At 64.4% G+C, this 15081-nt stretch carries 10 protein-coding genes and 3 pseudogenes; 9 read left to right on the top strand and 4 right to left on the bottom strand.

Annotated elements, in window-relative coordinates:
• Nucleotide 1 precedes the first annotated feature (1 nt).
• Nucleotides 2–1429, top strand: a complete 1428-nt coding sequence (locus OKW27_RS12110) for a CoA transferase (RefSeq protein ID WP_090806806.1) — start codon at nt 2–4, stop codon at nt 1427–1429.
• Nucleotides 1430–1721: 292 nt separating this feature from the next.
• On the opposite strand, the pseudogene OKW27_RS12105 reads toward OKW27_RS12110, so the two are convergent.
• Nucleotides 1722–1871 (bottom strand): annotated as a pseudogene (locus OKW27_RS12105) (DDE-type integrase/transposase/recombinase); the annotation flags it as partial.
• A 254-nt stretch (nt 1872–2125) separates the two neighbouring features.
• On the opposite strand from OKW27_RS12105, the gene OKW27_RS12100 reads away from it, so the two are divergent.
• The 3 genes and pseudogenes from OKW27_RS12100 to OKW27_RS12090 all read left to right on the top strand — a co-directional run bounded on the left by OKW27_RS12100 (nt 2126) and on the right by OKW27_RS12090 (nt 6334).
• Nucleotides 2126–4621 (top strand): filamentous hemagglutinin N-terminal domain-containing protein, encoded by a 2496-nt coding sequence (locus OKW27_RS12100; protein WP_429333595.1) that lies wholly within the window; start codon nt 2126–2128, stop codon nt 4619–4621.
• A 154-nt stretch (nt 4622–4775) separates the two neighbouring features.
• A pseudogene (locus OKW27_RS12095) lies at nt 4776–4970 on the top strand (transcriptional regulator); the annotation flags it as partial.
• A gap of 82 nt (nt 4971–5052) precedes the next feature.
• Nucleotides 5053–6334: pseudogene (locus tag OKW27_RS12090) on the top strand (MFS transporter).
• 42 nt (nt 6335–6376) lie between these two features.
• Here OKW27_RS12090 and OKW27_RS12085 read toward each other — a convergent pair.
• Nucleotides 6377–6982 (bottom strand): peroxidase-related enzyme, encoded by a 606-nt coding sequence (locus OKW27_RS12085; RefSeq protein ID WP_429333594.1) that lies wholly within the window; start codon nt 6980–6982, stop codon nt 6377–6379.
• A gap of 177 nt (nt 6983–7159) precedes the next feature.
• Between OKW27_RS12085 and OKW27_RS12080 the strand changes: the two genes are divergently transcribed.
• From OKW27_RS12080 to OKW27_RS12060, 5 genes are all read left to right on the top strand, one after another.
• Nucleotides 7160–7576 (top strand): cupin domain-containing protein, encoded by a 417-nt coding sequence (locus OKW27_RS12080; RefSeq protein WP_429333593.1) that lies wholly within the window; start codon nt 7160–7162, stop codon nt 7574–7576.
• A 477-nt stretch (nt 7577–8053) separates the two neighbouring features.
• Nucleotides 8054–8275 carry a hypothetical protein gene (locus tag OKW27_RS12075; protein ID WP_026226309.1) on the top strand — a complete coding sequence of 74 codons (222 nt, stop codon included), beginning with the start codon at nt 8054–8056 and terminating at the stop codon, nt 8273–8275.
• Nucleotides 8276–8584: 309 nt separating this feature from the next.
• Complete coding sequence (locus OKW27_RS12070; RefSeq protein WP_429333592.1) at nt 8585–9919, top strand: glutamine synthetase family protein; 1335 nt, start codon at nt 8585–8587, stop codon at nt 9917–9919.
• Between the two features lie 50 nt (nt 9920–9969).
• A complete protein-coding gene (locus tag OKW27_RS12065) occupies nt 9970–11424 on the top strand; it encodes an aspartate aminotransferase family protein (protein ID WP_429333591.1) in 1455 nt (484 codons plus the stop codon).
• Nucleotides 11425–12004: 580 nt separating this feature from the next.
• The gene (locus OKW27_RS12060) at nt 12005–12736 is read left to right on the top strand and encodes a DUF2278 family protein (RefSeq protein WP_429333590.1); all 732 of its coding nucleotides are present in this window, start codon (nt 12005–12007) and stop codon (nt 12734–12736) included.
• 132 nt (nt 12737–12868) lie between these two features.
• Here OKW27_RS12060 and OKW27_RS12055 read toward each other — a convergent pair whose 3' ends face one another.
• On the bottom strand, nt 12869–14287 hold the full coding sequence (locus tag OKW27_RS12055; protein ID WP_429333589.1) for an MFS transporter: 1419 nt from the start codon (nt 14285–14287) through the stop codon (nt 12869–12871).
• Between the two features lie 130 nt (nt 14288–14417).
• Nucleotides 14418–15074 carry an aldehyde dehydrogenase family protein gene (locus OKW27_RS12050; protein WP_429334588.1) on the bottom strand — a complete coding sequence of 219 codons (657 nt, stop codon included), beginning with the start codon at nt 15072–15074 and terminating at the stop codon, nt 14418–14420.
• Nucleotides 15075–15081 lie beyond the last annotated feature (7 nt).

Here is a 15081-nt window from a genome sequence, read left to right as displayed (position 1 = left end):
GATGTCGTCTGCCTCGCTCGCCCTGACCCGCACCCTGTGGAATGCGCTCGGCGGCCAGGCCGACGATGTCGACCGACTCGCCTTTCGCGGCACCGGCAGTCTGCCGTCGGCGTTCGCAGTCACCGACTTCGCCGCCGCGTCGGTCGCCGCCGCGGCGCTCGCAGTCGACGAACTGCTCGCGCATGCGCATCCGCACGCCGCGCGCTCGCTCTCGGACGAGCCCACTTCATCCCCCTTTCAGACCCGCCAACCCGCGGCTGTCGAAGTCGACCGGCGGCTTGCCTCGTTCTGGTTTGCGACGTCGCTGCGCCCGGACGGTTGGCAGGTTCCCCCGTTGCGCGATCCATTGACGGGCGACTACCCGACCCGCGATGGCTGGATCCGCCTGCATGCTAACGCGGCTCATCACCGGGCGGCCGTGCGTCGCACGCTCGGCGCGGTCGCCGACCGCCACGCGGCCGCCGCAGCCGTCGCGACATGGGAAGGCGCCGACCTCGAACAGGCGATCATCGATGCAGGCGGTTGTGCCGCGCAGATGCGCGACGCCGACGCGTGGCGTACGCATCCGCAAGGCAGCGCGGTAGCGGCCGAACCGGTCGTCGCGTACGACAAGGGGCCAACTGGCACCGTGCCTGGCTGGCCCATCGCGCTCAAGCGACCGCTTGACGGCGTGCGCGTGCTCGACGTGACGCGCGTGCTCGCCGGGCCGACGGCTACGCGCTTTCTTGCGGGCCTGGGCGCGACGGTCTTGCGCATCGATCCCCCGGACTGGGACGAGCCCGGCGCCGTGCCGGACGTCACGCTCGGCAAGCGCTGCGCCCGGCTCGACTTGAAAACGTTATCCGGACATACGACGTTTGCTGGGCTACTGGCGGACGCCGATGTGCTCGTGCACGGCCTGCGCCCGGGCGCGCTCGACCGGCTCGGCTTTGACGCGGCCACGCGCGAGCGCCTCGCGCGCGGGCTCGTAGACGTCAGCCTCGATGCTTACGGCTGGAGCGGACCTTGGGGGATGCGTCGCGGCTTCGATAGCCTGGTGCAGATGAGCAGCGGCATCGCCGACGCGGGAATGCGCTGGCGCGCATCCGCCTCGCCCGTCCCGCTACCGGTGCAGGCGCTGGACCACGCCACCGGCTATCTGGTGGCGGCCGCGGTGCTGCGCGGCCTGAAGCGCCGGCTCGAGCACGGCATCGCGACGCGCGCGCGACTCTCGCTCGCCCGGACCGCAAGACTGCTCATCGACTTCAACGCACCGTGGGACGATACCTCGCTCGCCTCGGAATCCGCAGCCGACGCGAGCGCGGCGATCGAATCGACTCCATGGGGGCCGGCTCGCCGCATTGCGGCGCCGTGGCGGATCGCCGGCGTCGACGTGCACTGGGATTTGCCGGCTAGCGCACTAGGCAGCGCGCCCCCATGCTGGCCCTGAAGTCTTGCGCATGCGCTGCCGATGAACTGTCGTAGGGATCCATTCGTTAAGCCTCGCGGCTCCCATCCTTATCGACGAGGCGGCGGCGCACGAGCTCCGGATGGCCGGCGCAATACAACCCGGCTGCGGCGGACAGCCTGGCTAAGTGGCACAGGGCCGCCGATTGCCGGCGTTTGCGCTTAAACTTCCTGCGTGGCGCAGATAATTGATAAGACAGGACCGCATTCCATACGGTGGGCACATTCCATACGGTGGGTACAGTGGCATCTTTGAGGCCGAGCTTTGCGAGATTGAATTGGCCTTCGCTAATGCCATGCATCAACTCAATGCCGGCCAGAGTGATCGCGGCGTTCCTGAAACGCTTGAAGCCGAGCATGGCATTGGTCCGGGACTTGATGTGGCGATGGTCCTGTTCGATCAGATTGTTGAGATACCTTGAGACCGACACAGTAGAAGACGCAGTCGCTGCTCTTGTTGCCCTGACGCAATTTGGCGTCGGATCTTATCGACGCGCATCATAAGTCTCGCCACGCGTCAGATGGCACAAAAGCCCCCATAAGAAGGCGCCAGACGCTGAGATATCGGCATGCATGCGCGACGCCAACTGCTATTCTTCAGACACGGCGACTCACGCGTCTCCGGTCGGCTCCGCGGGTCGTTGGCGGCCATTCCGCATGCATGCGGAAAGGGGGCTGTATGTCACGTCCGGAACGACCTCGGTCCGCGGGACGCGCACGGAATCGACAGCACTCGCGCGGACACCTCTGGCTCGCTATCGGCATTTCGCTGACGGGACTCTGCCTGACACCCGTGGCGTTCGCGGCGGGCAGCCTGCCGCAGGGCGGCCATTACGTCGCTGGCACTGGCACGATAGCGGGCGCGGGCAACAGCCTCGTGATCACGCAACCCGGTTCGACACGCGGTGTGATCGACTGGAACAGCTTCTCGATCGGCAGGCACAACAGCGTCACGTTCGCCAACGGCACGGGCGCAACCCTGAACCGGGTGACGGGTGGCTCGCTCTCAGCGATCCTCGGCATGCTCAGTGCCACGGGCAGTGTCTACGTGATCAATCCGCAAGGCATCGTCGTGGGTCGATCCGGCGTGGTGGCGACGGGCGGACGCTTCGTTGCATCCACGCTGGACACATGCGACTGCGCGTTCATGAACGGCGGCGCGCTTACCCTGTCGGGCAACTCGGCCGCAGTAGTCGTGAATCTCGGGAAGATCAGCTCCAGTGGCGGCGACGTGTTCCTGCTCGCCCGGACCGTGATCAACGCGGGAACTGTCAATGCGCCTGAGGGCACGGCGGAATTCGCGGCCGGATCGAAGGTGCTGCTGCAGGACTCGTCGAGCGGCCAACAGGTATTCGTCCAGGCGGGCAGCGCGGGCAATGTGATTGATTCGGGTATCACGCGCGCCGCGCAGATCAGCCTGCAAGCCGCGGACGGCAACGTGTACGCGCTCGCGGGCGGCGGCGCGCGCATCCGTGCGACGGGCACGGCGACCCGCGACGGCCACGTGTGGCTCGTGGCGGACGACGGCATGGTGTCGCAACAAGGCGCGATCGTGGCGAAGAACGCTGACGGCAGCGGAGGCACGGTTGATACCGAGGCAGCGCAACTGTCGTTCCAGCGGGGCGCCGCCGTGTACGCCGGTCGATGGAACATCGCGACGCCAGCGCTCACCGTGGACGCCTCAGTCGCGCGTGCGCTCGAGCGCAGCCTGAATGCGGGCAGCACGGTCGACCTGACGACCATCGGCGCCAATGGTGCGGCCGGAGACCTGCTGATCGCATCCGATATCGACTGGCACGGTGCGTCGGCGCTGACGCTCGCGGCTTACCATAACGTCGCGCTTTCGTCGGGCACGAAGATCCGCGACACGGGTTCTGGTGACCTCACGCTGCGCGCGGACGCGACGGGCATCGATAACGGCGGCAGCGTGACGAACGGCGGCACGATCGACTGGTCGAAAAGCACCGGGACGGTCAGCGCGCTGTACGACATGAACGGCACCTACGCGCCGGGGACGCTGCTTGCCAACACGGCCTGGACGGCACCGTCCGACAGCGGACTGATCACTCAGATTACCGGCTACCGGCTCGTCAATTCGCTCGCGGATCTGGAAAACGTATCGCTCGATCTTGCTGGCAACTATGCGCTCGGCAAGGACATCGACATCAGCACGCCAAGCTACGGCGCAGGTCTTTATGTACCGATCGGAACAGGCGCCGCGCCGTTCGCTGGACAGTTCGACGGCATGGGCCAAACGATCTCGAATCTGAATGCGCGGCAGAGTGTTCCCGCCACAAGCGATCCGGCGAATCCCGAGGCAGCGAGTGGTCTGTTCGGTGTGATCGGCGCAACGGCTGTCGTTCGCAACGTCAGCGTAAATGGCTTCGTCAGCATCAGCGGCTATGGCTCCTTTGGCATCCTGGCCGGCGTCAACGACGGCCTGATCGCGCACGCCCAGACGAGTGGCAGCCTTTCGCTGTCTAACGCTTTCGTCTCGATCTCTTCGAGGAGCGGCGGCCTGCTGGGGTCGAATTACGGCACGATCACACGCACGTCCAGCGACGCGGCGATGGTGAGCGAGGGCGTGTTGGGCGGCCTCGTCGGATACAACTCCAGCACCGGCGTGATCCGGCAGTCGTACGAAGCCCAAAGCCCGGACATCCCGCCACCGTTTGGGACGGGCACCGTGAATGCCTTTGCTCACACTCAAGGCGCCGGCGGTCTGGTAGGCACCAACGACGGTCTGATTACGCAGTCATATGCGACCGGGACCGTTACGTTCACGCCCGACTACTGCGGTGGTGGCGGCGGCGGGCTCTGCTTTGGCCGGGGGAGCGCCGCGCTCGTTCAAAGCAACACCGGCACGATCGAGCAATCCTTCGCGACGGGCAACGTCGTCCAGGAAATTATCCCAGGCTTGGGGCCGCCCGCGCTCGGTGTTGCGACCAGCAATACCGGCACGATCGCCAACGACGTCTTCTGGGACACGCAGACAACCGGAGCCACGGTCGGCGTGGGCACGGGTACCCCCGTGCCGATCGCGAATGGACTCACCACCGCGCAGATGAGCGTGCCATCGAGCTTCGGCCCGACGTTCGACTTCAGTTCAACCGGCGTCTGGGCATTGCCGGCCGGCGCGACCCATCCCGTACTGCGTTGGCAACTCGATCCTTGAGGGGGCCGATTACTCCGACGCGGCTCTCGGTTGCCGTGGTATCGCCAGTGCGCGGAACCGGTTTCCTGAATGGCCAGATCCCGCTTGGCAACGGACGACTGCAAATCCAAGGTCGGATGTCTCGTTGGGGTCGGGAGTGCGAGTTCGCTGATGCGGGAAGCTGACGTCCGGCTGCGCGCCCACCGTCGCATCGACTACCGCCTACTGGCTGGTCAGCGCGGAGAATGCGGACGGCGCGATCCGGCGGCCCGAGATCGCCGATTTCAAACGTTGGCTCGTCGACGAGGCGGCGGCCTTCGACGCGCATGCGGACGCGGCGGCGGACGACGACGTAGCAGCGCATAGGTGAGCCACACTCACCTGTCGTCGACATCTTTTCCTTTGCCGGCTGCGCGGCGGGCTGCGACGATGGTGGCCAAAGAGGAGCCGCCATGTCGACGACCCATAGCAAGCAACCCGCCCCCGCCCTCGCTCCCGCGACGACCGTCACCACGACGCTCGTGATCGTCGCCGGTGCGCTGATCCTGAGCGCCGCGATGGGCATCCGCCAGACCTTCGGCCTGTTCATCGGCCCATTCTCGTTCGACCGTGGTCTGCCGGTCACGTTGATCGCTTTCGCGATCGCGCTGCACAACCTCGTGTGGGGCTTCGCGCAGCCGTTCGCGGGCGCGGCCGCCGATCGCTATGGCTCGGCGCCGGTGGTCGCGTTCGGCGCTTCGACGTTCGCGGCCGGCCTCGGGCTGTCGGCGTCGCCCCGAGCGGTGCGCTGCTGGTGACCGGCATGGGATTGCTGGTCAGCATCGGCGTGAGCTGCACGACCTTCGGCGTGGTGTTGCCAGCGGTCGGCCGCGTTGCGTCGCCGGAGAAGCGCAGCGTCACGATGGGGCTCGTCAGCGCGGGCGGCTCCGCCGGACAGGTGCTGATGGTGCCGCTCGTACAAGGCATCCGGCTGCATTCGGGCATCGCGACATCGCTATTCGTGCTCGCTTTCGCCATGCTGCTGATCGCGCCGCGCGGCATCGTGCTCGACCGGCGTGCGCCGATCCACGCGACGGCTCAGGCGCGGTTCGAGGACGCGCCCGCGGCGCCGCTGCGCGAGGTTCTGTCACAAGCGATGCGCCATCGCGGCTACCGCTTGCTGACGCTCGGCTTCTTCACCTGCGGCTTTCAGCTCGCGTTCATCGCGACGCATCTGCCCGAGTATCTGACGCTGTGTCATATGCCGATCGGGCTGGGCGCCACCGCGCTTGCGTTGATCGGCCTGTTCAACATGGCGGGCAGTTGGGCATGTGGTTGGCTCGGCGGCCGGTTCCGCCAACATCATGTGCTCGGCTGGCTTTATCTGATTCGCAGCGCGACGATCGCCGCATTCTTCGCGCTGCCGAAAAGCGCTGTGTCCGTGGTGATTTTCGCGGCGGTGATGGGCCTCACGTGGCTCGGCACCGTACCGCTGACGAGCGGGCTAGTCGCCAAGGTGTTCGGCACGCGTCACCTCGGCAGCCTGTTCGGCGTGTGTGCTTTCTGAGCCATCAGATCGGCTCGTTTCTCGGCGCGTGGCTCGGTGGCCTCGTGTTCGATCTGACGGGCTCGTACTCACTGCTATGGGTAGCGACGGTCGCGGCGGGATTGATCGCGGCACTGCTGCATTTCCCGATCGACGACACCGTGGTGATGACGCCCGCGCGGCGTTCATCTCGCCCCGTGCAGGCGTGACGCGAATTGCCGATAGAGATGCTGAAGCGATTCCAGTCGAGGCTACTTTTTCGGTGCATCCGCCGCGGCTTTCGGCACACGCCCCATCAGATAGAACTCGTCGTTCGGACGCATCGAGATCACGTTGGCCATCCGGTTCGACAGCCCGAAAAACGCGGTGATTGCCGCGATGTCCCAGATGTCTTCATCGGTGAAGCCGTGGCCGCGCAGTGTCTGGAAGTCTTCTTCGTCGACCGCGCCCGACGCGCGGCACACCTTCAGCGCGAAATCGAGCATCGCCTTCTGGCGGTCCGTGATGTCGGCCTTGCGGTGATTGACCGCGACCTGATCGGCGAGCAGCGGCGCTTTTTCGTAGATGCGCAGAATCGCGCCGTGGGCGACCACGCAGTAAAGACAATCGTTGACCGCGCTCGTCGCGACCACGATCATCTCCCGCTCGCCTTTCGTTAGACCGCCCTCTTTCAGCATCAACGCATCGTGATAAGCGAAGAACGCGCGGAATTCGTCGGGCCGATGCGCGAGCGTCAGAAACACGTTCGGCACGAAACCCGCTTTCTCCTGCACTTCGAGAATGCGGGCACTGATGTCTTCGGGCCACTCGCTCGGCTCGGGCACCGGGTAGCGGCTGATGGGCTGAAGCGTGGCCATGCGCTGTCTCCGTGATCTCTGTCGGGGTATTCCGACCATTGTAGCAACGCGATTTCGCGCTCGCCCGCGCTTCACCAGGTCCGCTCGATCACGTCCCACATTGCCGCCCGTATCGTCTAGACTTTCAGCTCGGCATGCGTGAAGCCGCCCGGCACGGCGGCGACGAAAGGAGCGACCATGTCAAACGTTACACACGACGCGCGGGCCCCGGTGGTCAAGCTGCGGCCCGAACGGGAAATCGCGACGATGCAGCGGCTGCCCTATTTCGTCGGCATTTCGGCGGGCACCGCGGGCAGCACCGGGCTGTCGATGTACATGGTCGTGGTCCCGCCGGGCGGCCATGCGGAGCCGCACTTTCACGCCGACTACGAGACGGCGATCTATATGCTCGAAGGCAAGATCGAGACGCGCTACGGCCCGGGCTTGCGCGAGTCGGTCATCACCGAGCCGGGCGACTTCCTGTTCATTCCGCCGGGCGTGCCGCATCAGCCGTTCAATCTCGACGCGAACGCCCCGGCGCGCGCGATCGTCGCGCGCAATCACGCGGACGAGCATGAGCGCGTGGTGCCCTATGATCCGTCCGAGGATGCGTGAGGCAACGGGCCTCTTCCCGGACCGCCTCGCCTGAAGCGAGGCAAATCATGCTTCTCAAACCGGTTTGATCCACTTGCCGCGCGGCGCATGCATGCCGCGCCGCGTCGTGCGCCGCGCCCATTCGTCGGTCGCGCGCGATTTCGTCGGCGTTCTTTCACATCGCCGACTCGCCACCTGTGCTAAAGCCGACCAGAACCGCCGCGAAGATCGCCGTACGTCTTGCGGAGTGAATGAACAGTAGACGAAACACGCGGCATCACGCTCGATGCCGCTTTGCCAAAATCTAAAAATAAATTGACGGCATTTTTAGCTCGTATATCCTAGCTAGTGGGAGATCTTGTGGGCGGCGCGGCGAATTAAGCTACTACCGTCCAGTACCGTTTCTTCTCGATCAACCCGTGTCCTGTTTCTTCAATATCCGCTGTGGATTCGAAACAGGCCGTTCAATGCCCTCAACTACGCCAGTCGAGTGTCATCGTGAGAGTCCGAGGCCCTTTGGTGAATTGGAATCGCAGTCAGGCGCGTTGTACTTGCGCTGACGGCGCCAGCGCCGACGGCAGCAACGGCAGCCTTGCGTTTCGCCGCTTTCTGTCCGTCATCACAGTCCTGTCGCGTCGTTCCGTTCGACGCCGCAACGTCCTCTCCGCGCGCGCGTTCATCGCGGTGCGCACAGACGAAGTCGCTTCGCTGCTGCCGTAGCGCCTCTCCTCTTTCATCTCTTTTCGCTGCTCGATTCGTCCGTTTGCTCGCGTTTTCGCGAGCTGGCTGCTTGCGTCCGCGCGGCACTGACTGATCACCGCGCATCGCGACGGATTCAATCGAGCCGCTTCTAATCGGGTAAGCGCTGCGCGTTATTGCGCGGATTCGCTTTGGCGTCGACTCGCCTTCGCGTTTTCCCACCTCGCCGCGCGATATTTCGCGCCTTCGGCGACGCGTGTCGCCCGCGCATGAATACACGAAACCCTGCACACATGACCCAGATCGCGGACCAAAACAGAGAGAACAATCATGCATGACGTCGACGAATTTCTGAAAAAGCATCATGTCACCGAAATCGAAGCAATTATTCCGGACATGGCCGGCATCGCGCGCGGCAAGATCATTCCGCGCAGCAAGTTCGAATCGGGCGAATCGATGCGTCTGCCGCAGGCGGTGATGATCCAGACCGTCACCGGCGACTATCCGCAAAGCGATTCGCTGACCGGCGTCACCGATCCCGACATGGTGTGCGTACCCGACGCGAGCACGATCCGGATGATTCCGTGGGCAGTCGACCCCACCGCGCAGGTGATTCACGATTGCGTGCATTTCGACGGCACCCCGGTCGAAATCTCGCCGCGCTGTGTGTTGCGGCGAGTGCTCGATCTATATAAGGCGCGCGGCTGGAAACCGGTGATCGCGCCGGAGCTCGAGTTCTATCTGGTCGACATGAACCGCGATCCCGATCTGCCGTTGCAACCGCCCGTCGGACGTACGGGTCGCGCGGAAACCGGACGCCAGGCGTATTCGATCGAAGCGGTCAACGAATTCGACCCGTTGTTCGAAGACATCTACGAGTACTGCGACGTGCAGGAACTCGAAGTCGATACGCTGATACACGAAGTCGGCGCCGCGCAGATGGAAATCAACTTCATGCACGGCGATCCGCTCAAGCTCGCGGACAGTGTGTTTCTCTTCAAGCGCACCGTGCGCGAAGCGGCGTTGCGTCACAAGATGTACGCGACTTTCATGGCGAAGCCGATGGAAGGTGAGCCGGGCTCGGCGATGCACATGCATCAAAGCCTCGTCGATATGGAAACCGGCCGCAACCTCTTCACCGCCGCCGACGGCGAGCCGACCTCGCTGTTCACCGGCTATATCGCCGGCTTGCAGAAATACACGCCGGCGCTGATGCCGATCTTCGCGCCGTACATCAATTCGTACCGGCGTCTGTCGCGTTTCATGGCCGCGCCGATCAATGTCGCGTGGGGTTATGACAATCGCACGGTCGGCTTCCGGGTTCCGCATTCCGCTCCGGTCGCGCGCCGCATCGAGAACCGGATTCCGGGTGTCGATTGCAATCCGTATCTGGCGATTGCCGCGACCTTGGCGGCGGGCTATCTCGGCATCACGCAGCGGCTCGCCGCGACCGAACCGCTGGCGAGCGACGGCTATGCCCTGCCCTATCAATTACCGCGCAATCTCGAAGAAGGCTTGACGTCGATGAGCGCGTGCGAGCCGATTGCCGAAGTACTCGGCGAGCAGTTCGTCCGCGCGTATCTCGCGTTGAAAGAGACCGAATACGAAGCGTTTTTCCGCGTGATCAGTTCGTGGGAACGCCGGCACTTGCTGCTGCACGTTTGAGTGCTGCGGGCCAATCGGTCAATGAGAACCTTGAAAAGACGGAGGGCAGTATGAGCTATAAGAATGAAGACGTAATGTATGCGCAAAAGGAAACGTCGCAGCATGGCGGCACGAAGGACGCGCCGACCTCGCAAGCCACATCTCGCAGCACCGCCGAATACCGCGCGCTCGATGCCGCGCATCACATCCATCCGTTTTCGGATATGGGCTCGCTCAATCGCGCGGGTTCTCGCGTGATCGTCAAGGCGCAAGGCGTGTACCTGTGGGACTCGGAGGGCAACAAGATCATCGACGGCATGGCGGGACTGTGGTGCGTGAACGTCGGCTACGGCCGCCAGGAACTGGCCGACGCCGCATTCCGGCAGATGCGGGAACTGCCGTACTACAACACGTTCTTCAAGACGACGCATCCGCCCGTGATTGAACTGTCTGCCCTGCTCGCCGAACTGACGCCCGCGCCATTCAATCACTTCTTCTACTGCAACAGCGGCTCGGAAGGCAACGACACCGTGCTGCGCATCGTCCATCAATACTGGGCGACGCAACGACAGCCCGCGAGGAAGTTCGTCATCGCGCGCAAAAACGCTTATCACGGGTCGACGATCGCGGGCGGCACGCTCGGCGGCATGGCTTATATGCATGAGCAGATGCCATCGAAAGTCGAGAACATAGTACATATCGATCAGCCCTATTTCTTCGGCGAAGCGGCAAGCGATCAGACGGCGGAAGAATTCGCGCTGGCTCGCGCGCGGCAGCTCGAAGCGAAGATTCTCGAACTCGGTGCGGACAATGTCGCCGCATTTATCGGTGAGCCTTTCCAGGGAGCGGGCGGCGTGATTTTTCCGGCTGGCACGTATTGGCCGGAAATCGAGCGCATTTGCCGCAAGTACGACGTGCTGCTCGTCGCGGACGAAGTGATCGGCGGCTTCGGCCGAACCGGCGAATGGTTCGCGCATCAGCACTTCGGCTTCGAGCCGGACCTGATCACGCTCGCGAAGGGACTGACGAGCGGTTACGTGCCGATGGGGGCTGTCGGTCTACATGATCGCGTCGCCCGCGCACTGATCGACAACGGTGACTTCAATCATGGCCTCACCTACTCCGGGCATCCGGTCGCGGCGGCCGTCGCGCTTGCGAATCTGAAACTGCTGCGCGACGAGAGGATCGTGGAGCGCGTCAAAGTAGATACGGGTCCGTACTTTCAGAAGAAGCTGCGTGAGACGTTCGCCGGTCATCCTATCGTTGGCGAGATCAGCGGCGCGGGCCTCGTGGCGGGCGTGCAACTCGCCGAGAAGCCGCTCGAGCGCAAGCGCTTCGCGAATGGCGGCGATGTCGGTACGATCTGCCGCGACTTCTGCTTCAACGGCAATCTGATCATGCGCGCGAGCGGCGACCGGATGCTGCTGTCGCCGCCGCTCGTGGTCAGCCGGCCGGAAATCGACGAAATCGTCTCGAAGGCAGAAGCGGCGATCGATGCGACCGCGCGGCAGGTGGGCATTCGATAGCACTGCATGGTTGCGATTCAGTTTCCCTCAGCCCTCGAGTGCCCGCACAGCCTTCAAATCGCCGGTCAGCCGCAGGATCGCACCAATCATCTGCCCCCCGTGACCGCCGCCGGAATGCGCGGCGGTCCTACTTTACGTTGTACCGGTCGCGCGAGCGTTCCAGGTTATGGTCAGAGAGGCCACCAGCCCTTACCGCCGTTGCCTGCGTCATGGTCCGGGTGCGACCCGTCATGATGCCCGTGCTCGTCGGCGTCCCGGTCGAAGTCGAAAAGATCGAACAGGTCGCCGATCGCGGGCGCATTGACCGGGCGACTTCGTTCCGTCGAGCACCCCTCGTTGATCTGTTCGACGGCCGCCTGGCCGTCAGCCGTCGTCCGACGCGAGGAAATGCCACGCCTTCTCCTTGCGCGTCTCCAACCCGTAGCGCCACGCGTAATGATCATTGCTCGCACACCGCAATAGCGATGAGATAAAAACATTGCAAGCGTATGACAGCGGGCGCGGTTGTTTATCGACGTGTAGCACCGTATGCTTGGATACGTCGCTTTCCGATCGTCAACTTCGAGAAGGTCATTCAGTCATGAACGAATACTGCATGTTCAAGGGAAAACTGCTGCGCGCGGCGCCTTTCAAAGATTCGTATATAGGCAGTCCGCACTATGTGATCACGGTGACTGGCAACGACAACACGCCATTCAACATCGTCGTCAATTCGGCGTCGACGCAACCGGGCGCAAGCGGTAACGACGACGTGTACTTCTATGCCGATCTGAACTTCGCCGATCCACTCACCGCGAAACTGCAGCCCCTGAACCTCGGCCTCTACACGAGCGGCTTTCCACGGCTCGATTACTTCCAGGACAGCAGCCTGCTCGACATTCACCGCATGCGGCCGGTCCCCTACGAGGATCAAAACGGCAACCGCGCCGACGTCAACGACATCATCGACGAAATCCTCACCATCGACGAAAGCAAGCCGTCGCAAAGTCTGCCCTACGACAACGGCAGCGGCCAGTTGCACAACCGCGATTTCTGGACACCGACCACCGCGGGCATCGTGGTCTATGGGTTCGGCTTTCTGTTTCTGCCGAAGAAGGACGGCCTTCACGAGACTCACATGAATCAGGGCAATCCGCGCGGCCCGCATTACAACGAAAACGGCGCGTTCCAGGACGGCGCGGTGATCGTGCAGCGCGCCGATGGGTTTGCCGCGATGTTCACCGCGTTTCAGACACAGTATTTGCCGACCAATGCGGCCGGCGATCCGGCGGCGAATGCAGTGGCGTTACCGGTTTATATTCAGCAAGGTTGATAGCGTCGCTCGTGCATGGGGCAAGTGGAAACCGCCGCGATGCGCGAGAAACAGGTTCTTGCATAGGGGAAAATCAGATCGCGCGAAAAAGTCCCTCGCGATACGAACGCACCGCGAGAGACGTCGCGTCGATCAGCGCGCGCTCGCGGCGCCGCGACGCGGAATATGCCGCTGCACCACCGCCAGCGCGATCAGCACGATGACCATTGCGATACCGAGCATCAGCAGATAGCCCGAAGCGCCACCGGCCGTGATCACCGCGGCACCGGCGAATGCGCTCAGAATCGCGCCGACGCGGCCGAACGCGAGTGCCGACGCGGTGCCCGTCGCCCGCACGCTGGTCGGATAGACGTATGCGCACAGCGCGTACATCGTCGATTGCACCGCATTGACGAACAGACCGTGCAAGCCGAGACCGACGATCATCAACGCCGTATGCTGCGTCGCGCTGACGCCGAGCAGCATCCATGCACTCGCGACGCCGCCCGCGCAGCACAGCAGCAGCGGCCAGCGCGAGCCGTAGCGCCCGATCGCCAGCGCGCACAGCACCGCGCCGATTACGCCGCCGAGGTTGTACGCGCTCAGGCCATAGCCCGCGAGCGACACGCTCAAGCCCTCACTCGTCAGCATCGACGGCAGCCAGCTGAACGCCGCATACACCGCGAGCAGGCACATGAAGAACGCGCCCCAGATCGCGACGGCGTCGCGCGAACGGCCATCGCGGAACAGCGCGGCAAAGCCGACGTGTTTCTCAGCGCTTTGTTCGCGCACATCGGTGAAGCTCGCATCGGCCGACACGTCGCGCGCCATGCGCCGCAGCAGCTTCACGAGTTCGGGCCAGCGATGCGGACGGCGTGCCAGAAAACGCGGCGATTCCGGCAGCGCCGCGAGCAGGACGAGGGCGAGCATGAGCGGCAGCACACCACCCGCTACGAACAGACCGCGCCAGCCATAAACCGGCAGCATCCGGCCGGCGAACAATCCGGCGACCATACCGCCCAGCGGCACGCACAGAATGGTCGCCGTCACCGCGAAGGTACGAAAACGCGCGGGCGTGCACTCGGCGGTCAGCGTCGTCGATGTCGGCAGCGCGCCGCCGATGCCGAGCCCCGCGATAAAGCGCAGCGCCGCAATGGCCGCGACGTTCGGCGCGAGACTGATCGCGCAGGTCGCCAGGCCGAACACGAACACGCTGCCGATCACGGCCCAGCGGCGGCCGAAGCGATCGGCGAACAGCCCCGCGAACGCGCTGCCGATACCCATGCCGACCAGCCCCGACGCAACCACCGGCGCAAATGCGTTGCGCGTGATGCCCCACTCCTTGGCCAGCATCGGAATCGCGAAGCCGATCAGCTGGCTGTCGAAGCCGTCGACGACGATCGACAGCGCCGCGAGCACCACCGCGATTTTCTGCAGCAACGTGTAGGGGCCGTCGTCGAGTGCATGACCGATGTCGACCGTGTTGCCGCCGCGCGCGATGCCGGCGAGCGCCGCGTCGTCGCGCGCGGTCGCGGTCGAGGCCGCGGCCGAAGCGGGAGGAACGAAACTCATGAACCTGTCTCCGTTGTTTGCGCTGCACGCGCGTTGTTCGATTTTTTTTGCTGTCGGCAGGACGGTGCGACGCGATGGCCCGCTTCGGCGAGTTGGCCGCCGAACAGCGAGCCCATCGCGTCGCGCCTCATCAGAACGGATAGTGACGCGGCATCGTTTGCAGCGTGACCCAGCGCAGATCGGTGAATTCCGCGATCCCCGCCTTGCCGCCGAAGCGGCCGAAGCCACTCGCCTTCACGCCGCCGAACGGCATCTGCGCTTCGTCGTGCACGGTCGGGCCGTTCACGTGACAAATGCCCGACTCGATGCGTTTAGCGACGTTCAGCGCGCGCGCCGTGTCGCGGCTGAACACCGCCGCCGACAGGCCGTATTCGTTGTCGTTCGCACACGCGATTGCGGCTTCCTTGCCACGCACGCGCACGATCGGTTTGACCGGCCCGAACGATTCGTCGTGATAGATGCGCATGTCCGGCGTCACGCGATCGAGCGAGAGATGCACGTTGAAGCCGGCCCAGATGCCCGACGCGCCGGTCTCGGCGGCCATCGCGGCCGCGAAGGCGTCGGCCTTCGCTTCGAGCGCGTGCGCGGCCTTCGTCAGCAGCGCGCGGCGCTCGCTCGGTCCGAGCGCGGACCATACCGGAAAGGCGGCCGCGGCGGCATCGACGGCGGCCACGGCATCTTCGACGGTCCCGGCCGGCGCGCGCGTCGCGACTTCGCCGTCGAGCGGGTTGCGGCGCTCGAAGCTCGCGCCGTTGCGCGCCTGTGTCTGCTCGCCGCCGATCAGCATCGATACG

This window comes from Paraburkholderia sp. 35.1 (assembly GCF_050436525.1).
Classification (GTDB): domain Bacteria; phylum Pseudomonadota; class Gammaproteobacteria; order Burkholderiales; family Burkholderiaceae; genus Paraburkholderia; species Paraburkholderia tuberum.
Note: the sequence above shows the minus strand (reverse complement) of the source record. Positions and strands in the feature narration are given on the sequence as shown.

What these genes read in the sequence shown, in the direction of transcription:
- OKW27_RS12110 (WP_090806806.1), top strand. Translation starts at nt 2, where the DNA reads ATGTCGTCTGCCTCGCTCGCCCTGACCCGCACCCTGTGGAATGCGCTC.
- OKW27_RS12100 (WP_429333595.1), top strand. Translation starts at nt 2,126, where the DNA reads ATGTCACGTCCGGAACGACCTCGGTCCGCGGGACGCGCACGGAATCGA.
- OKW27_RS12085 (WP_429333594.1), bottom strand. Translation starts at nt 6,982, where the DNA reads ATGGCCACGCTTCAGCCCATCAGCCGCTACCCGGTGCCCGAGCCGAGC.
- OKW27_RS12080 (WP_429333593.1), top strand. Translation starts at nt 7,160, where the DNA reads ATGTCAAACGTTACACACGACGCGCGGGCCCCGGTGGTCAAGCTGCGG.
- OKW27_RS12070 (WP_429333592.1), top strand. Translation starts at nt 8,585, where the DNA reads ATGCATGACGTCGACGAATTTCTGAAAAAGCATCATGTCACCGAAATC.
- OKW27_RS12065 (WP_429333591.1), top strand. Translation starts at nt 9,970, where the DNA reads ATGAGCTATAAGAATGAAGACGTAATGTATGCGCAAAAGGAAACGTCG.
- OKW27_RS12060 (WP_429333590.1), top strand. Translation starts at nt 12,005, where the DNA reads ATGAACGAATACTGCATGTTCAAGGGAAAACTGCTGCGCGCGGCGCCT.
- OKW27_RS12055 (WP_429333589.1), bottom strand. Translation starts at nt 14,287, where the DNA reads ATGAGTTTCGTTCCTCCCGCTTCGGCCGCGGCCTCGACCGCGACCGCG.
- OKW27_RS12050 (WP_429334588.1), bottom strand. Translation starts at nt 15,074, where the DNA reads ATGCTGATCGGCGGCGAGCAGACACAGGCGCGCAACGGCGCGAGCTTC.